Origin of the sequence: Amycolatopsis sp. AA4, from assembly GCF_002796545.1 — a bacterium.
In the GTDB taxonomy this organism is placed as follows: Bacteria; Actinomycetota; Actinomycetes; order Mycobacteriales; family Pseudonocardiaceae; genus Amycolatopsis.
In genome coordinates this window covers 2,204,401-2,222,756 of record NZ_CP024894.1, presented here as the reverse complement: position 1 = coordinate 2,222,756, position 18,356 = coordinate 2,204,401, and the positions used below count along the sequence as shown (strand labels likewise).

Sequence of the window (18,356 nt, the reverse complement as noted above, 5' to 3'; positions counted from 1 at the left end):
ACATCTAAGGAGAGCAGATGAGCAGGGAACAGCGCCGCGCGATCGCCGACCGGCTGAAGAACGCGCCGGAGCAGCCGGAAGCGGCCTCGGTCGACGAGATGCGGGCCGGGTTCGCCGCGTTGATGAGCCAGTTCCCGGTGCCGGCCGAGCATCGGGAAACCCCGGCCACGCTCGGCGGGCGACCGGCCGTCCTCGTCGAACCGCCGGAGACCCCGAGACCGGGCACGATCCTGTACTTCCACGGCGGATGGTTCGTGCTCGGTTCGCCGCACACCGCGATGACGCTGACGGCGAACCTGGTCCTGCGCACCGGAATCCGCGCGCTCTCGCTGGACTACCGGCTCGCGCCCGAGCACCCGTTCCCGGCCGGGATCGAAGACGGCCTCGCCGCCTACCGCAGTCTCCTCGAGGACCACGACCCGTCGTCGATCGTCTTCGCGGGCGACTCCGCTGGCGGCGGCCTCTCGGTGACCACGACTCTGGCCGCCCGCGACGCGGGGCTCCCGATGCCCGCGGGGATCGTCGCGTTCTCGCCGGCGCTCGACCACACCTATACCGGGGCGTCCATGGTGACGAAGGAGGACGCCGACCCGTTCTTCACCAGGGAAAGCGTAAGCAAGACCGGCCAGCTGTACCTGGGCGGCGCGGACCCCGCCCAGCCGCTCCTCGCCCCGGCGGTCCACGCCGACCTGACCGGCTTCCCGCCCATCCTCCTGCAGGTCGGCACGAACGAAGTCCTGCTGGACGACTCGGTCCGGCTGGCGGAACGCGCCCGCGAGGCGGACGTCGACGCGATCCTCGACATCACCGCCGACGCCCCGCACGTGTTCCAGACCTTCACCGACTCGCTCGACGAAGCAGGGCAAGCCCTGGACCGGGCTGCCCTGTTCATCAAGCAGCGGCTCGCCTGAGGTTCAGCGGATCTTGTCCAACCGGGAAACCGTCTCCTCGAATCCCCGCACCAGCTCCGCCATCACCTCGGCCACCGGGCGGACCCGGTCCATCCTGCCGACGATCTGGCCCACCGGCATCGACACCACCGACGGGTCGGCGGCGGCGTGGATCCGGTTGTGGGCGTGGGAAACCAGCAGGTTCTGCAGCGGCATCGGCAGCGGTTCCGGCGCGCCCGGCGCCGCCCAGGCCTCCGTCCAGCGGGTTTTCAGCAGGCGGGCGGGTTTGCCGGTGTAGATCCGCGTTCGGACGGTGTCCGCGGAAGTCGCCGCGACCAGCGCGTTCTGCATTGCCTCCGATTCGGGCATCGTCTGGAGGTATTCCTGCGTCGCGAGCCAGTACGAACCCATCCACGCGCCCGAGGCGCCCAGGGCCAGCGCGGCGGCGACCTGGCGGCCGGAGCCGATCCCTCCGGCTGCCAGCACCGGGGCGCGGTCGCCGACCGCGTCGACGATTTCCGGCACCAGCACCATGGTCGCGATCTCGCCGGTGTGCCCGCCCGCCTCGTGTCCTTGTGCGACAACGAGATCCACGCCGTTGTCGACGTGGCGAGCGGCGTGCGAACCCTTGCCGGCGAGGGCGGCCACCGGGACGCCCGCGTCGTGCGCGCGGGTGATCACGTCGACCGGGGGCGAGCCCAGTGCGTTGGCGATCAGGCTGATCCGGTGGTTCAGCGCGACGTCCACATGGGACCGGGCGACGGAGTGCAGCCAGCCGAGGACCCCCGCGCGTTCGTCGGTGTCGTCGGGCAGCGGCGGGACCGCGAGGTCCTTCAGCACTTTGTCGACAAACGCCCGGTGGCCCGGCGGGATCAGCTCGTTCAGGTCGGTCTGGGTGCCCTCGGACGGGATCTTCGCCGGCATCACGATGTCGACGCCGTAAGGCTTTCCGTCGGTGTTTTCGTCCATCCAGGACAGCACCGCGTCGAGTTCGGCGGCGTCGTTGAACCGGACGCAGCCCAGCACGCCCATGCCGCCCGCGCGGCTGATCGCGGCCGCGACGTGTTCCGACGGGGTGAATCCGAAGATCGGCACCTCGATGCCGAACCGGTCGCACAACGATGTGCGCATGCGCCCTCCTAGGCGGGTTCGTGTTCGGCGGCGTACCGCTGAGCCCACGGGTAATCCGGCTTCCCGCTCGGCGAACGGCCGATTTCCTCGGCCAGCCACACCGTGCGCGGCACCTTGTATCCGGCGACCTCGGTCCGCACGTGCGCTTCCAGCGCGGCCAGATCCGGTTTCACTCCGGGCCGCGGCTGGACGACGGCGGCGACCCGCTGGCCGAGCCGGTCGTCCGGGATGCCGATGACCAGTGCGTCGAAAACGTCCGGATGCGATTTCAGCGCGCCCTCGACTTCTTCCGGATACACCTTTTCGCCGCCGGTGTTCACGCACTGCGATCCGCGGCCCAGCAACGTGACCGTGCCGTCTTCCTCGTAGCGCGCGTAGTCGCCGGGCACGACGTAACGGACGCCGTCCACTTCAGTGAAAATGGTGCGGGTTTTCTCCGGATCGCCGTAATAGCCGAGCGGAACGTGCCCGCGGCGGCCGATCAGCCCGACCGCGCCGGGTTTCGGTTCGACCACTTCGCCGTTGTCGTCCAGCAGGATGGCGTCCTTGCCGAAGTTCACCCGAGGTCCCGCGGAATGGTCGGAATCCTTGCCCACCATGCCGATTCCGGTGAACCCGCTCTCCGACGACCCGATCGCGTCGGTGATCACGACGTTCGGCAGCATCTCCAGGAATTCCTGCTTCACCGAATGCGAGAACAGCGCCGCGTGGCTCGACACCGCGACCAGCGACGACGCGTCATAGTCGCCGGAGCGGTACGCGTCCACGAGCGGCCGCGCCATCGCGTCGCCGACGATCGTCAGGACCTGCACCTTGTGTTCCTGCACCGCACGCCACACGTCGTGCGCGTCGAACTGCGGGACGAACACCACCGGGCTGCCGGTGAACAGCGCGCCGAACGCGGCCCACTGCGCCGCCCCGTGGATCAGCGGCGCGGCCGGCAACCGCACGAGCGAACCGGATTTTCCTTGTTCGCTGAGCGTCCATTCGTCGGGCACGTACTCGCCGGTGACGAAGTTGATGCCGCCGCCCAGCGCGCGCCAGATGTCCTCGTGCCGCCAAAGCACCCCTTTGGGGTAACCGGTGGTGCCGCCGGTGTAGAGGATGTACAGGTCGTCGGCGCTGCGTTCGCCGAAGTCGCGTTCGTCCGACTCGCCCGCGAGCGCCGCTTCGTACTCGACCCCCGTCTCGTACGGCGTGTCCGAACCGTCCTCGACGACTACAACGTGTTTCAGTTTTGGCGTTTCCGGCAGCACCGCCGCCACCCGGTCGGAGTAGCGCCGCTCGTGCACCAGCGCCACCAGGTCGGCGTTGGTGAACAGATAGCGGAGCTCTCCGTGGACGTAGCGGTAGTTCACGTTCACCGCGATCGCGCGCAGTTTGTACGCGGCGAACATGGCTTCCAGCGCCTCGATGGAGTTCCGGGAATAGACACCGATGTGGGAGCCGGGTCCCACGCCGTGCGCGGCCAGGTGGTGCGCCAGCCGGTTCGCGCGCTTCTCCAGTTGCGCGAAGGTGACCTGGCGCTGTCCGCACACGACCGCGACGCGTTCCGGCACGGCGTCGACGGCGTGCTCGAGTAGATCCGCGATGTTGAGTGCCACGCACCCAAAGTAGAACATGTTATCGTTCTGGGCAATGACCCCGGCCAGCTGAGAAGGAGGCCCCGGTGGCCGAACCCCACGCGCTCGTCAGCCTCGAAGGCCGCACGCTCGTCGTGACGATGAACCGCCCGGAAGCCCGCAACGCCCTCACCGGCGAAATGCTGTCGATCATGGTCGAGGCCTGGGACCGGGTGGATTCCGACGACCAGGTGCGCAGCTGCGTCCTCACCGGCGCGGGCGGCGCGTTCTGCGCGGGCGCGGACCTGAAATCCATGTCCCGCAACGCCCCCGGCAAGTCCTTCTCGAACGGTTCCTTCGACCCGAGCCGCATCGAGGGCCTGCTGAAAGGCCGCCGTCTCACCAAACCGCTGATCGCGGCCGTCGAAGGCCCGGCCATCGCGGGCGGCACGGAAATCCTGCAGGGAACGGACATCCGGGTGGCCGCGGAGAGCGCGAAATTCGGCGTCTCGGAACCCCGCTGGGGCCTGTTCCCGATGGGCGGCTCAGCCGTGCGCCTGCCCAGGCAGATCCCGTACACCGTCGCCGCCGACCTCCTCCTGACCGGCAGGCACATCACCGCCGCGGAAGCACGCGACATCGGCCTGGTGGGCCACGTCGTCCCCGACGGTCAAGCGCTTGCTCGTGCGCTGGAACTCGCTGAACTGATCAACGACAACGGCCCGCTCGCGATACGCGCGATCCTCAAGACCATCCGCGACACCGAGGGCATGCACGAGGAAGACGCCTTCAAACTGGACGCCAAGTACGGCATCGAAGTCTTCGCCTCGGCGGACGCGAAAGAAGGCCCGAAAGCCTTCACCGAAAAACGCAAACCGAACTTCCAAGGCCACTGAGCCAAGTACGTGAGGGGAACCCTGAGGGACTCTGAGTCCCTCAGGGTTCCCCTCACGAACCTCAGCGCACCCCCTCCCGGCGCCACCATCCAAGCACCCACAGCCCCCACAACCCCGATACGAAGCCAAAACACGGCGCGGGGGTGCTTGTCAAGGCATCTTTCCCGCCTTGACAAGCACCCCCGCGCCGTAGTCACAATCAGGCTGAGGGGTGGTGGGCGCACCAAGGTGAGGGGCGTAGGCCCACCCAGGCGAGGAGTCGCGGGCGCACCCAAGCGAGGGCGTCGACGCACCCCCCGGCCAAGGTGGTCGGTGCACCCCAGCCGAGTCACAGGCACACCCCGTCCCGGGACCCCGCAGCCACAATCAAGCCCCGCAGCGGCGCCCCCGCCCCGCCCTCACGACACGTACCGCTCCCGCAACTTCCGCTTGTACAACTTCCCATTCGGATCCCGAGGCAGCTCCGGCAGATAATCCACCGACCGCGGCAACTTGAACCGAGCCAACCGAGTCTCCGCATACGCGAGCAGCTCAGCCGTAAGCTCCGCAGACCCTTCAACCCCGTCCGCAGGCTGCACCACCGCCTTGATCTCCTCCCCCCAGTCCTCATGCGGCACCCCGAACACGGCCACATCGGCGACCTTCGGATGCATCACCAGTTCGCCCTCGATCTCCGCCGGATAAATGTTCACCCCGCCGGAAATGATCATGTCCGCCTTGCGGTCGTGCAGGAACAAATACCCGTCCTCGTCGAGATGCCCGACGTCACCCAGCGTGAACAAATCCCCGACCCGGGCCTTCTCGGTCTTGGCGCGATCCCGGTGATACTCGAACTTCGAGTCCCCCATCTTCATGTACACCGCACCCGTCTCGCCAACAGGCACTTCGTTCCCGGCGTCGTCCAGGATCCGGATCGTCGACCCCGGCCACGGCAATCCAACAGACCCCGGCTTCCGCAACCAGTCCTCGCCGGAAATCACCGTCCCGCCGCCCTCAGTCGCCGCGTAATACTCGGTGACAACGGGACCCCACCACTCGAGCATCTGCCGCTTGACCTCAATCGGACAAGGCGCGGCCCCGTGAATCATCACGCGCAGCGAACTCAGGTCGTATTTCGTGCGCACCTCCTCCGGCAGGGCAAGCAAGCGGCGGAACTGCGTCGGCACCATATGGCTGTGCGTCACCCGATGCCGCTCGATCAGCCGCAGCATTTCCTCGGCGTCCCACCGGTCCATCAGCACCGCGGTATGCCCCAACTGCAGCGAAATCGCCACGAAATTCAGCACCGCCGTGTGATACAGCGGCGACCCGCACAAATGCACGTGATCGTCGAACGGCTGCAGCCCGAACACCCCGAAGAACCACGTCGAAGCGGCAGGCACCTGATCCGGATCCGCCCCGGTCAGCGGCCGCTTGACGCCCTTGGGCCGCCCCGTCGTGCCCGAGGTGTAGAGCATCGGCGACCCCGCGGTCCGGTTGTCCGGCCGCCCGTCGCCCAGCCCCGCGCCCAGTTCCTCGACGAGACGGAAGCCCGGCACCGATCCCACGGCGAACCGCGCCGAAGCGGGCAAGCCAGCCTCATCGGCCGCGGCCACCGCGACGTCCGCGAACCGTTCGTGCGCCAGGAAAGCTTTCGCTCCGCTGTCGGAGAGGATGTACGCGACTTCCGGCCCGACGAGATGCCAGTTCACCACCACCACGTACAGGCCGGTCTGGATCGCCGCGAAGTACGCGGCGACCAGGTCGTCGCCGTTCGGCAGCAGCAGCACTACCGAATCGCCGACGCCGAGGCCCAGTTCGCGCAGCCCGGAGGCGTACCGGTTGGCTTTCGCGGTCAGTTCGCCGTACGTGATTTCCCGCCCGTCCGGATCCACCAGCGCCACCCGGGCGGGCTCGGCCGCGGCGATGGTCCACAGTCCCAGGTCCATCACTCAAATCTAGAACGCGTTCCACATAGACACAACAGGTTCCTTGCCTCGGATTCGAGAACGTGTTTCACTCGGAGCCGTGACGGTTTCGGATGCCCCTCTGTCGGCGCCGCTCAACGTCGGCTTCGACTACACCCGTTCGACCGGCCCGGTGCTCGGCCGGTTCGTCAACGCGTTGCGCGAACGCCGGATCGAAGGCGTGCGCGGCAGCGACGGACGCGTGCACGTGCCCCCGGTGGAGTACGACCCCGCCACCGCGGACCCGTTGACCGAGTTCGTCCCGGTCGGCACAGAAGGCACTGTCGTTTCCTGGTCCTGGTGCGCGGATCCGCTCGACGGCCAGCCGCTGTCGCGTCCGTTCGCCTGGGTGCTGGTGAAACTCGACGGCGCGGACACCAGCCTGCTGCACGCGCTCGACGCCGGCTCGCCGGACAACGTCCACATCGGACAGCGCGTGCGCGTGCGGTGGGCGGGCGAAACGGTCGGCCACATCCGCGACATCGCGTACTTCCTGCCCGCGGACGCGCCGGACACCACGCCCACCGAGGCTCCCCCGCCGGTGGCGGAACGCGAAGAAGGCGCGCCGGTCAGCGTGATCATCACGCCAGTGCACCTGAAATACCAGCATTCCGCGTCGCCGGAGGAAAGCCGGTACCTGCGCGGCCTCGCCGAGGGCCGGATGCTCGGCCAGCGCTGCCCCGAATGCGGCAAGGTCTACATCCCGCCGCGCGGCGCGTGCCCGGTCGACGGCGTGCCGACCACCGACGAGGTGGAACTGCCCGACACGGGCATCGTCACGACGTTCTGCATCGTCAACGTGCCGTTCCTCGGCCAGCGCATCAAGCCGCCGTACGTCGCGGCGTACATCCTGCTCGACGGGGCCGACATCGCGTTCCTGCACCTCGTGCTCGGCTGCGCCGCCGAGGAGGTCCGGATGGGCATGCGCGTGCGCGCCAGCTGGCGGCCGCGCGAGGAATGGTGGACGTCGCTGGAGAACATCAGCCACTTCGAGCCCACCGGCGAGCCGGACGCCGAGTACGAGACCTTCGCCCACCACCTGTGAGGAACCATGCCTGAAGTAGCCGTAGCCGGTTTCGCGCAGGCGCCCAACGTCCGCAAGACCGAGGGCACCACCAACGGCGTGGAAATGCTCGTGCCGATCCTCGCCGAGGCCTTCGCGGCGACCGGACTGTCCAAACAAGACATCGGGTTCTGGTGCTCCGGATCCTCGGATTACCTCGCCGGGCGCGCGTTTTCGTTCATCGCCGCGGTGGACGCGCTCGGTGCGTTCCCGCCGATCCACGAGTCCCATGTGGAAATGGACGCCGCCTGGGCGCTGTATGAGGCGTGGCTGAAGATCCGCACCGGCGAGGTCGACACCGCGCTTGTGTACGGCTTCGGCAAAGCCAGCGCCGGACAGCTCCGGCGAGTCATGGCCATGCAGCTGGACCCGTACCTCGTCACTCCACTGTGGCCGGACTCGCTGGCGATCGCCGGACTGCAGGCCCGATTGGGTCTCGAAGGCGGGTTGTGGTCCGAAAAGGACTTGGCCGAAGTGGCTGCCCGGTCCCGGGCGGACGCGGCGAACAACCCCGCCGCACAGCTGTCCGGAACCGTGGACGTCGCTGACCTGCTCGACACCCCGTATGTCGCCGATCCCCTTCGCGCACACGACATCGCACCGGTGACGGATGGCGCGTCGGTGATCATCCTGGCCTCGGCGGAACGCGCGCGCGACCTCGTGGAGCGGCCCGCGATCATCTCCGGACTGGAGCACCGCATCGACTCCCCCGTCCTCGGCGCGCGCGATCTCACCCGTTCTCCTTCGACGGCCGCCGCCGCGGCCCGGCTGGATCTGGACGGGGTCGAACTGGCCGAGTTGCACGCGCCGTTCACGCATCAGGAGCTCATCCTGCGCCGCGAACTCGGGTTCGGGGACAGCGTCCGGATCAACCCGTCCGGCGGCGCGCTCACCGGGAACCCGATGTTCTCCGCCGGCCTCGCGCGGATCGGCGAGGCCGCCGCGCGCATCCACCGCGGCGAAGCGGCCAAGACGCTCGCCCACGCGACCAGCGGACCTGCCCTGCAGCAGAACCTCCTCGCCGTGCTGGAGGCACGATGACGAAACAGCTCGCCGCGGTGCTCGGGACCGGGCAGACGCACCACCGCGCGAAGCGCACTGACGTGTCGATGGCCGGTCTGCTCCGCGAGGCGATCGACCGCGCGATGACGGACGCCCAGGTCGGGTGGGACGACATCGAGGCCGTCGTGATCGGCAAGGCGCCGGACCTGTTCGAGGGCGTCATGATGCCCGAACTGTTCCTCTCGGACGCGTTGGGGGCGAACGGGAAACCGCTGATTCGCGTGCACACCGCGGGTTCGGTCGGCGGGTCGACCGCGTTGGTCGCCGCTTCGCTGATCCAGTCCGGCGTGCACCGGCGCGTGCTGACGGTGGCGTTCGAGAAGCAGTCCGAATCGAACGCGATGTGGGGCCTGTCGATTCTGCCGCCGTTTCAGATGCCGGTCGGCGCTGGAGCCGGTGGGTACTTCGCGCCGCACGTCCGGTCGTACATCCGCCGTTCCGGCGCGCCGGAACACATCGGCGCGATTGTGGCGGCGAAGGATCGGCGCAACGGCGCGTTGAATCCGTACGCGCATCTGCAGCAGGCCGACATCACGGTCGAATCGGTGCAGGCGTCGCAGATGCTGTGGGACCCGATCCGGTACGACGAAACGTGCCCGTCCTCCGACGGCGCCTGCGCGATGGTGCTCGGCGACGAAGCCGCCGGGGACGCGGTGCCGGGCGGTGCGGCGTGGATCCACGCGACCGCGATGCGGACCGAGCCCACGACGTTCGCCGGACGCGACCAGGTCAGCCCGCAAGCCGGTCGCGACGCGGCAGCGGCGTTGTGGCGCGACGCGGGCATCGCCGATCCACTGTCCGAAGTGGACGTCGCGGAGATTTACGTGCCATTCTCCTGGTTCGAGCCGATGTGGCTGGAAAACCTCGGCTTCGCCGCCGAGGGAGAGGGCTGGAAGATTACCGAGGCCGGCGATACGGCGATCGGCGGGCGGCTGCCGGTGAACCCGTCGGGCGGCGTGCTGTCGTCGAATCCCATTGGCGCGTCCGGGATGCTGCGGTTCTCCGAAGCGGCGAAGCAGGTGATGGGCCGCGCGGGCGATTATCAGGTGGACGGGGCTCGGGTCGCGATGGGCCACGCTTACGGCGGCGGCTCGCAGTATTTCAGCATGTGGGTCGTCGGGGCGGAAAAGCCCTCGTGAGTGTTCCGGCCGGTTAGAACCGGCTTAACCACTCACGAGTCCCTCCGCCGCCCCCTTCTCAACGCGACCGCTGTCCCCAACGCCCCGACCACCGCCCCCAGCAGCGCCGCCTTGCCGCTGTTCTGCTTGGGGGCGATGATCGGCCGCAGCTGCGTCGCCGCCGGGGGCTGGATCGGCTTGCGCGGCGCGTCGCGGGCGGTCGCGGTCCAGGCCGTGATGTAGATGAGCATCCGGGCGATCAGCGAGATGAAGAACAGCAGACCGATGACCGAACCGAACGCCACGCCGGACGGCGATTTGCTGATCAAGTTCAGGTAGAACCCGCCGGCCAGTTTGAGCAGTTCGAAGCCCACCGCCGCGGCGACCGCGCCGCGCATCGCGCTGCGCCAGCCGACGCGTTCCCGCGGCAGCCGGGTGAGCACCCACAGGAACACCAGCCAGTCGGCGAGCAGCGCCAGCGGCACCGAGACGAACGACAGCAGGTTGTGCCCCCAGCTCGTGTCCTCGACGCCGACCAGCCCCAGCAGCGAACGGCCGACCGCGGTGCCGGACACCGAGATCCCGAACGACACCAGCAGCGCCGCGGCGAGGCCGAGCAGCGCCAGCACGTCCATCAGGATCGTGCGCAGCAGCGGGCCTTCGGACCGGTTCTGGCCGTACATCGCGGTGAGCGCGTCCCGCAGCGCGTTCATCCAGTTCCAGCCGGAGTACAGGCCGACGACCAGACCGGCGACCCCGACCCCGGTGCGCTGCTCGACGAACCCGGTCAGGAGCGACGAGACCTGGGAGCCGATCGGGCCGGGCAGCGAGCCGGAAATGCCGCGTACCAGCGCGTCGAGCAGGTGCGGCTGCGTCGCGAGCACGAAGCCGGCCGCCGACGAGGCCACCATCAGGATCGGCACCAGCGACAGCAGGCTGAAGTAGGTAATCGACGCGACGTAGTGATAACCGCCGTAGTCGATGTACCGGTTGGTGGCGCGTGCGATGTGGTCCAGCCATCGGTACCGGGCACGCGCGCGGGCCCACTTGCTCGGCCCCGGGGTCTTGCTGGAACGCTTCACCGTCACTGTTTACCCAGCGGACGCGCTCTTTGTCGCAAAAGACACGCATTCAGGCCAGTACGACCGGGGCGTGCCCGTCGTCACGCGGCAGCGGTTCGTCGGTCGTGGCGAAGACAGTCGCGCCGAGGAAGTCGAGTTCGCAGCCCAGCGTCGCGAGGAACGGGGTGTCGGCGGCGTCGCGTCCGGTGGCGATGCGGAGCATGGTCTGGCGCGGGGCCAACCGGGTGGCGTCGAAGACGTACCAGCGGCCGTCGATGCCTGCTTCGAAGACCGCGTGGAAGTCCATCGGCTGCAGACCCGGCGCATACACCGACGTGTAGCGCGCGGGTACGTCGACGAGGCGGCACAACGCGACGCATACGTGCGCGAAGTCGCGACAGACGCCTTCGCCGGCGAGGAGCGTGTCGATGGCGTCGTGGGTGGGGCCGCCGGAGCCGACGACGTACGCGAGCCTGCGGTGTACGTGGTCGACGATCGCCTGCACTCGCGCCCGCGCGCCGGTCAGCTCGCCGATGCCCGGTGGCAGCAGACCGCCCATCCGGTCGGACGGGCAGTACCGGCTGGGCCGCGTGTACCGCGCGATGTCGGCGAGCGTGACGGATTCGGCGTTGCCGCGATGCAGCACGCGTTCGCCGTGGTAGGTGACGCGGTGCTCTCCCTCGGCGAGGTCGTACACCTCCGCGCGAGTGCCGTGTTCGAATTCGGCGGTGCGCGCGGAACCGGCGTCGGACACGGCGAGTTCGCCGGCGTCCGCGCGCACGGCGGCGACCGAAATCGCGGCGAGGCCGGGTTTCGTCACCCGGACGCCGAATTCCACGTCTACCGTCGTGCGCACGGGGCCATCATGCCGGTGCGTCGCGCGCCTTGCCGGACAAGCCGTTCGCCCGGGCGTTTCGCCTGCTCAGGCGTAGCGGACCTGGTAGTGCTTGATCCCGTTGAGCCAGCTGGAACGCAGCCGCTCGGGCGCGGAGACCTTGGCGATGCCCGGCATCACGTCGGCGATCGCGTTGAAGATCAGGTCGATCTCCAGCCGGGCGAGGTTCGCGCCGATGCAGTAGTGCGAACCGGTGCCGCCGAAGCCGACGTGCTGGTTGTCCTCGCGGAGGATGTCGAACTTGCCGGGTTCGTCGAAGACTTCGGGGTCGAAGTTGGCCGAGCTGTAGAACATCCCGACGCGGTCGCCCTTGCGGATCCGCGCGCCGCCGAGTTCGGTGTCGCGGGTCGCGGTGCGCTGGAACGCGACGACCGGCGTCGCCCAGCGGACGATCTCGTCCGGCGCGGTCTTCGGGCGCTGCTCCTTGAAGATGTCCCACTGGTCCGGGTGGTCGAGGAACGCCTTCATGCCGTGCGTGATCGCGTTGCGGGTGGTCTCGTTGCCCGCGACGGCCAGCAGGATCACGAAGAACCCGAACTCGTCGGAGCCGAGCGATTCGCCGTCGACGTCGGCCTGGACGAGCTTCGTGACGATGTCGTCCATCGGGCAGCGGCGGCGGTCCTCGGCCATGTTCCAGGCGTAGTCGACGAGCTCCGCGGACGCGGCGATCGGCTCGAGGTCGTATTCCGGGTCGTCGTAGGCGATCATCTGGTTGGACCAGTCGAAGATCTTGAGCCGGTCCTCCTGCGGCACGCCGATCAGTTCGGCGATCGCCTGCAGCGGCAGCTCGCACGCGACGTCGGTGACGAAGTCGCCGGAGCCCTTCTTCTTGGCCTCGTGCACGATCCGCTCGGCGCGGTCGCGCAGGGTGTCCTCGAGCTTCGCGATCGAGCGCGGGGTGAACCCCTTCGACACGATGCGGCGGAGCTTGGTGTGCTGCGGCGCGTCCATGTTCAGCAGGACGAGCCGGTTGGCGTCGAGGCCCTCGGCCGTCATCTGGTCGTCGAACCGGATGATCGCGGTCTTTTCCCTCGACGAGTAGAGCTCGCTGTCGCGCGAGACCGCCTTGACGTCGGCGTGGCGCGTGACGACCCAGTAGCCGTCGTCGCCGAAGCCTGCGGTGTTGTGCGGCTGCGGGTTCCACCAGACGGGCGCCGTGCGGCGGAGTTCGGCGAACTCCTCCAGGGGCAGCCGGCTGGCGTAGAGGTCCGGATCGGTGAAGTCGAAACCGGCGGGCAAAAGGGGGGCTGCCACGGCTTGGCCTCCTGCGCGGGATCGGCGGTGATACCCAACTGCAACGCGTTCTATGACCCCAGTAGAGCATACGGTGTTAACCAACGGAACCCGCTTGAGTGAAACCTGTTTACTTTACCGTTCCAGAACCAATTTGCGCAGGTGAGCGCTTGCTCATCCCGCAGTGATCGACTTCCGTGCTGTCATGCGGTCGCTTGTCATTAATAGGAACGTGTTCTAGTTTTGCCGGGGACGGAGCTTCGGAAGGGGACACTCGTGGGCGAACCGGTGATCGTGGCCGCGGCACGCACGCCGATCGGCAAGCGCGGCGGCTGGCTGTCCGGCCTGCACGCGGCCGAACTGCTGGGCGCGGCGGTGCGCGGGGTGGTCGAACGGGCCGGCATCGATCCGGCTCAGGTGGAGCAGGTGATCGGCGGAGCGGTCACGCAGGCGGGCGAGCAGTGCGGCAACCTGACCCGCACCGCGTGGCTGCACGCGGGCCTGCCGGAATCGACCGGAGCCACGACGATCGACGCGCAATGCGGTTCGGCGCAGCAGGCCGCGCATCTGGTGGCCGGGTTGATCGCGGCGGACGCGATCAGCGTCGGCGTGGCCTGCGGTGCGGAAGCGATGAGCCGGGTGCCGCTGGGCGCGAACCGCGGCGAGGGCGTCGGCTCCCCCAAGCCGGACTCGTGGTCGATCGACATGCCGGACCAATACGGTGCGGCGGAACGGATCGCGATCCGGCGAGGCATCACGCGCGAGGACGTCGACGCTTTCGGCGTGCGGTCGCAGGCCAATGCCGCGGCCGCGTGGTCGGCCGGGCATTTCTCCCGGGAAATCGTGCCGGTCACGACGGAAGCCGGGGTGGTGGACCGGGATCAGGGCTTGCGCGAGACCACAATGGAGGGTCTGGCACGGTTGAAGCCCGTGGTGCCGGACGGAATCCACACGGCGGGCTCGTCGTCCCAGATCTCCGACGGCGCCGCGGCGGTGCTGATCATGGACGCCTCGCTGGCCCGCTCGCTGGGCCTTCGCCCCCGCGCCCGAATCCGGCGGCAAGCGCTCGTCGGCGCGGAACCGTACTACCACCTCGACGGCCCGGTCCAGGCCACGACGAGGGTCTTGGAGGCGGCCGGGATGAAGATCGGGGACGTGGACCTGTTCGAGGTGAACGAGGCCTTCGCGTCGGTCGTGCTTTCGTGGCAGCGCATGCACAATCCGGACGAGTCGCGGGTGAACGTGAACGGCGGGGCGATCGCGCTGGGACATCCGGTAGGGAGCACCGGCGCGCGGTTGTTGACGACCGCGCTGCACGAACTGGAACGGCGGGACGCGACGACGGCGCTGGTGTCGATGTGCGCTGGCGGGGCGATGGCTACGGCGACGATCCTGGAGCGGATCTGAGTTCCCCGGGGGCCTGGTGTGTCCGTTGTCCGAGGTGCGGGACGACGGTGCTGCTTTCGACGTGCGCAGGCGGGGCGATCGCCACCGCGACGGTTTTCGAGTGGATCTGAGTTCAGCGGCGCAGCACCACCGTGCCCGTTGCCCGAGGTCGCTGATCTGCGGGACGACAGTGCTGGTGTCGACGTGCACTGACGGAGCGATCGCCACCGCGACAATTCTGCAGCGGAGCTGAGTTCACCGGCGCAGGACCGGCGTGTCCGTTGGCCGAGAGGTCGCCGATCTGTGTGACGGCGTTCGGGCCGTTTCTTGCCGCGCTGGCACGAATGTCGTTGCGGCAAGGGAACTTCGCGCGTCACTAGGGCCGGTCGTCAGTCCAGAGGCAGAACGGGTGCCCTGCCGGGTCCAGCAGTACGCGCACGTGGGGTTGCGGCTGGAACTCCGCCACCCGCGCACCCGCGGCGACCGCCTTTGTGACTGCGGCTTGCAGCGCCGTGCGTCCGTCGACCTCGAAGTCGAGGTGCAGTTGCATCTGCTGCTCCCCGACGGTCGCGGGCCAGACCGGGGGCACGTACTGGGTTTCCAGCTGAAACGACAGCCCTGCCCCGCCGCCGGGTGGGCGCAACGTGACCCACTCCGGTTCGTCAGTGCCGATCGGCCATCCGAGCAGCTTCCGGTAGAACTCGGCCAGCGTGCGGGGGTCGGGTGCGTCTAGGACGGTGGAGGTGAGTTTCATCAGGCCAGACTAGGGTTTCTGGCGCTGTACGCTTCTCCCCCGCGGCAAGACCGTCGCTGCGGGCGGCGAAGCCCAGCCGGACGTCACCGCAGACCAGCGCGGTCGCCGTCTACTGCGTCCGCGCTTCAGAAGGTCGACGATGGTGCCGCCGCGACCGGGTCGCGTCAGTCGAGCAGCTGCGCTTTCTCGGGCGCGGCGCATCCTCGCGTCTGAGCGCGCCCCACTGCCTCGCCCAAACCCGACATGCTTCCCCGGCCGTCGCTCCCTCACCGGATCTCAGCGGGATCCGCCAAGCAGCCCCGTCAGCTCACCTCCAGTTCCGTCCGCACCGCGGGGCCGTTGTCCGGTCTCGCGAAGCGCACCCAGCTGCCGGGGTGCCACGATTCGATCCACAGCGTGTTGTCTTCCACCCACGTCACCACGGCCTCTCGCAGATCCAGCCGGAACAGGTGGCTTTCCTGCCCCTCCTGGACGCGCGCGACCTCCGCCGGGTCGGTGATCTCCACCGCGTGGCCGGCGATTTTCGCGTCGCAGTCGTCCTCGATGCCGGGGAACGCGTGGAGCGCGAACCGGTCGTCGCGTTGGAGATCGCGGGCCTTGACCGCGCCGAGCATCGACCCGAGGTACGCCTCGCCGTCGCGGAAGTCGATCTCCGAACCGCTTACTCGTGGCGCGCCGTCGCGTCGCAAAGTGGCCAAGACGTGCGAATCCGCGGCGGCGAAGCGGGCTCGTACGCGCGAGGCCAGTGACGGGGCGGCGGCACTGAACTCATCCCAACTCGTCATTCCCGGAGTCTCGCACCCGCCACCGACAAAAACCGGCGTCCCGGAAGCGATCGGGTGAACCGGGTTGTGCTTGACTCTCGGCATGATCGCGGAAGATGCGGAGACTGCCCAGCATCGCTGTCCGGTCGAGGGCGGGGAACTGGCCGTCCGCACGACCGGCGAGGGGCCGCGGCTGCTGCTGGTCCCCGGCGGCACCGGTTCGGCGGACTCGTTCCGGGCGCTGGTCAAGCTCTTGCGCACGGATTTCACCGTGATCACCTACGATCGCCGCGGCCATTTTTCCAGCACGGACACCACGACCGGGCCCGTTCCGGTGGCCCTGCAGGCGGACGACGCCCTCGCGGTGCTCGACCACGTCGGCGGCACCGGGCCGGTTTCGATGTTCGGCACCAGTGCCGGTGCGTTGATCGGGCTGGATCTCGTCGCGCGGTACCCGGATCGGGTTGCCACGTTCGTCGCGCACGAGCCGCCCGCGATCCAGCTCATGCCGGACGCCGCGGGCATTCTCGAGGCCGCCGCGGCGCAGGTTCGGTTGGCCCGTTCGGGTGATCTGATGGGGGCGGTCACGCGGTTCGCGGACGGGATCGCCGGCGCCGCCCTGCCCGACCTGCCGCATCTGCGGCTGCCGAACGAGGCCGACTGGCTCCGGCTGTTCGACCGCGAGCTGACCGAGTTCTTCGACTACCTGCCGGACTTGCGCGCGCTGCGCCGGACGAACACCGAGATCGTGCCGGTCGCCGGGGAGGCCAGCCGCGGCTGGTACCACTACCAGCCCGCCAAAATCCTCGCGCTCGAACTCGGGCTGCCGTTCACCGAGACGCCGGGTGCGCACCTGGCGCCGCAACGCAATCCGGCCAAGTTCGCGGCGGCGTTGAAGGAACTTCTCGCCAACGCCTGAGAGTCGTGAGGGGCACCTTCACGCGCGCCGAAGGCGGCGAGGGGCACCCTCACGCACGCCGAAGCCGTGAAGGGTCCCTTCACCCACGCCGAAAGCAGCGAGGGGCACCCTCACGCACGCCGAAGCCGTGAAGGGTCCCTTCACGCACGCTCCGCGTGCGAGACCACGCCGAAAGCCGCGAAGGGCACGCTCACACACACCGAAAGCAGCGAGGGGGACTCTCGCGCACGCCGAAGCCGCGAAGGGTCCCTTCACCCACGCCGAAAGCAGCGAGGGACACCCTCACGCACACCGAAAGCAGCGAAGGGCACCCTCACACACGCCGAAGCCGCGAAGGGTCCCTTCACCCACACCGAAAGCCGCGAAGGGCACCTTCATCGACGCTGAGTCCGTCAGGGTCCCCCTCGCCGACACCGTCAGGGTGCCCGGCCCGGATCGGGGCTGTCCGTGAGGGGCTCCTTCACGGACGTGAGGTCCCTCAAGGAGCCCTTCACGGACCTTCCGCGCCCGCAGCAGCACCCCGCCGACGCCAAGGAAACTCCCGCACCAACCCCGGCAGCACGGCCAGCAGCAACACCCACAAAAACCGCGGCGGAGTCAGCGCCCCGCCGAGGAAGGCCAACGCGGCCGGAATCCCCACCCCGGCGAGCACCGCGGCGAAATCCCACCCCCGCCACATCCCGGAAGCCGCCCGTGCGACCACGCCCACCATTGTGAACGCCGCGACGCATCCGCACAGCAACCATCGCGTCCCCGCGGCGACATGCCCATGCGCGACAGACTCCACGGCATCCCCGAAACCCGCCGCCAAAGCCGCCAGCAGACCGGCCACCAGGCAGTGCACCGGCAGCAGAACGCGCGGCCCCCAAGCGGTCTGCGACAAATACGGGATCCCGCCGAACCCCTGGTACAGCGCCGCTCCCCACAAAGCCGCCAGCAGCGCCAAAACCCCGAGCACGGTCGAGAGCAGCGGCCACTCCCAGTCCGGGATCTCGGTCATCGCGTCGGTGACCGTCAGGACGCCCTCGCCGAGCACGATGATCGTGAAAAGTCCCAAGCGCTCGCCGAAATGCGCGATGTCCAGATGCGCGAAAGCCAGCCCCGGAGCGGATCGCTTGGACTGGGAGACCCGTTCCGCGACCCGTTCCGCCACCTGCTCCCCCGACATGGTCAGCCCGGCCACCAGGTCGATCCCCAGCCCGAGCGCCCACAGCGCGTACTTCCACGGCGCGTCGACCCACAACGAAACAACCCACGGCACCACGCCCATCCCGGCGTGCACCACGGGCCATTCGACGATGATCCGCGTGCTTTCGCGGCCTTCCCACACCCGGCTCGCAAGCGCGCGCACGGCCACATACGAGATGGCGAAGCCCTGCGCGTGCTCGCCGAGGTCGTGCACCGAACCGGCCATGAAAACCAGTCCGGCCATCGCCAGCAGCACCGGCATCGTGCGGGCCGCTTCGCCGGTGACGTTGCCGTACACGGTGAAGCACATCCACGCGGTCCAGAACGCGAGGAAGCACACGACGTAGAGGCCGGCGTCGCTCCAGGAAGTCGTTCCGCGCACGAGGTGCGAAAGCTGGGCGACGCCGGCGACCGCCACCAGGTCGAAGAAAAGTTCGAGCCAGGACGCGTGGCGTTCCCCGGTTTTCATGATCACGGCGGACAGTATG

16 protein-coding genes are annotated in these 18,356 nt (G+C 68.8%); 7 read left to right on the top strand and 9 right to left on the bottom strand.

The genetic code is table 11. The features are described from left to right. The first annotated feature begins 17 nt into the window (after positions 1–17). The gene (locus CU254_RS10600; RefSeq protein WP_009075459.1) at positions 18–911 is read left to right on the top strand and encodes an alpha/beta hydrolase; all 894 of its coding nucleotides are present in this window, start codon (positions 18–20) and stop codon (positions 909–911) included. 3 nt (positions 912–914) lie between these two features. Here CU254_RS10600 and CU254_RS10595 read toward each other — a convergent pair whose 3' ends face one another. After that, positions 915–2,021: a nitronate monooxygenase family protein gene (locus CU254_RS10595; RefSeq protein ID WP_009075457.1), complete on the bottom strand. Its 1,107-nt coding sequence runs from the start codon at positions 2,019–2,021 to the stop codon at positions 915–917. Positions 2,022–2,029: 8 nt separating this feature from the next. Then, the gene (locus CU254_RS10590; RefSeq protein ID WP_199785864.1) at positions 2,030–3,625 is read right to left on the bottom strand and encodes an acyl-CoA synthetase; all 1,596 of its coding nucleotides are present in this window, start codon (positions 3,623–3,625) and stop codon (positions 2,030–2,032) included. Between the two features lie 65 nt (positions 3,626–3,690). Between CU254_RS10590 and CU254_RS10585 the strand changes: the two genes are divergently transcribed. Continuing rightward, positions 3,691–4,479, top strand: a complete 789-nt coding sequence (locus CU254_RS10585) for a crotonase/enoyl-CoA hydratase family protein (RefSeq protein ID WP_009075453.1) — start codon at positions 3,691–3,693, stop codon at positions 4,477–4,479. 398 nt (positions 4,480–4,877) lie between these two features. Here the strand turns inward: CU254_RS10585 and CU254_RS10580 are convergent, their stop codons facing one another. After that, entirely contained in the window at positions 4,878–6,407 is a 1,530-nt protein-coding gene (locus tag CU254_RS10580) for an acyl-CoA synthetase (RefSeq protein WP_037713231.1), read from the bottom strand. A 79-nt stretch (positions 6,408–6,486) separates the two neighbouring features. On the opposite strand from CU254_RS10580, the gene CU254_RS10575 reads away from it, so the two are divergent. The 3 genes from CU254_RS10575 to CU254_RS10565 are packed head-to-tail and all read left to right on the top strand — an operon-like array spanning position 6,487 to position 9,689. After that, positions 6,487–7,470 (top strand): Zn-ribbon domain-containing OB-fold protein, encoded by a 984-nt coding sequence (locus tag CU254_RS10575; RefSeq protein WP_009075449.1) that lies wholly within the window; start codon positions 6,487–6,489, stop codon positions 7,468–7,470. Between the two features lie 6 nt (positions 7,471–7,476). After that, complete coding sequence (locus CU254_RS10570; protein ID WP_009075448.1) at positions 7,477–8,529, top strand: thiolase domain-containing protein; 1,053 nt, start codon at positions 7,477–7,479, stop codon at positions 8,527–8,529. Beyond that, the gene (locus CU254_RS10565) at positions 8,526–9,689 is read left to right on the top strand and encodes a thiolase domain-containing protein (protein WP_009075446.1); all 1,164 of its coding nucleotides are present in this window, start codon (positions 8,526–8,528) and stop codon (positions 9,687–9,689) included. The genes CU254_RS10570 and CU254_RS10565 overlap by 4 nt, the downstream gene beginning before the upstream one ends. Before the next feature lie 32 nt (positions 9,690–9,721). On the opposite strand, the gene CU254_RS10560 is transcribed toward CU254_RS10565, so the two are convergent. From CU254_RS10560 to CU254_RS10550, 3 genes are all read right to left on the bottom strand, one after another. Then, complete coding sequence (locus CU254_RS10560) at positions 9,722–10,756, bottom strand: YhjD/YihY/BrkB family envelope integrity protein (protein ID WP_009075444.1); 1,035 nt, start codon at positions 10,754–10,756, stop codon at positions 9,722–9,724. A gap of 43 nt (positions 10,757–10,799) precedes the next feature. Continuing rightward, positions 10,800–11,585, bottom strand: a complete 786-nt coding sequence (locus tag CU254_RS10555) for a transglutaminase family protein (RefSeq protein WP_009075442.1) — start codon at positions 11,583–11,585, stop codon at positions 10,800–10,802. 66 nt (positions 11,586–11,651) lie between these two features. Beyond that, complete coding sequence (locus CU254_RS10550) at positions 11,652–12,878, bottom strand: cytochrome P450 (RefSeq protein ID WP_009075441.1); 1,227 nt, start codon at positions 12,876–12,878, stop codon at positions 11,652–11,654. Between the two features lie 255 nt (positions 12,879–13,133). Here CU254_RS10550 and CU254_RS10545 point away from each other — a divergent pair, with 255 nt between their 5' ends. Beyond that, complete coding sequence (locus CU254_RS10545; protein WP_037713228.1) at positions 13,134–14,264, top strand: steroid 3-ketoacyl-CoA thiolase; 1,131 nt, start codon at positions 13,134–13,136, stop codon at positions 14,262–14,264. A gap of 355 nt (positions 14,265–14,619) precedes the next feature. Here the strand turns inward: CU254_RS10545 and CU254_RS10540 are convergent, their stop codons facing one another. Both CU254_RS10540 and CU254_RS10535 read right to left on the bottom strand, forming a co-directional pair. Beyond that, positions 14,620–14,997 carry a VOC family protein gene (locus CU254_RS10540; protein WP_037713226.1) on the bottom strand — a complete coding sequence of 126 codons (378 nt, stop codon included), beginning with the start codon at positions 14,995–14,997 and terminating at the stop codon, positions 14,620–14,622. Positions 14,998–15,299: 302 nt separating this feature from the next. Next, on the bottom strand, positions 15,300–15,782 hold the full coding sequence (locus tag CU254_RS10535) for a pyridoxamine 5'-phosphate oxidase family protein (protein ID WP_009075435.1): 483 nt from the start codon (positions 15,780–15,782) through the stop codon (positions 15,300–15,302). 82 nt (positions 15,783–15,864) lie between these two features. On the opposite strand from CU254_RS10535, the gene CU254_RS10530 reads away from it, so the two are divergent. Beyond that, entirely contained in the window at positions 15,865–16,680 is an 816-nt protein-coding gene (locus tag CU254_RS10530; protein WP_037716879.1) for an alpha/beta fold hydrolase, read from the top strand. 490 nt (positions 16,681–17,170) lie between these two features. Here CU254_RS10530 and CU254_RS10525 read toward each other — a convergent pair whose 3' ends face one another. Then, the gene (locus tag CU254_RS10525) at positions 17,171–18,337 is read right to left on the bottom strand and encodes a low temperature requirement protein A (RefSeq protein ID WP_234392864.1); all 1,167 of its coding nucleotides are present in this window, start codon (positions 18,335–18,337) and stop codon (positions 17,171–17,173) included. Positions 18,338–18,356: the final 19 nt, after the last annotated feature.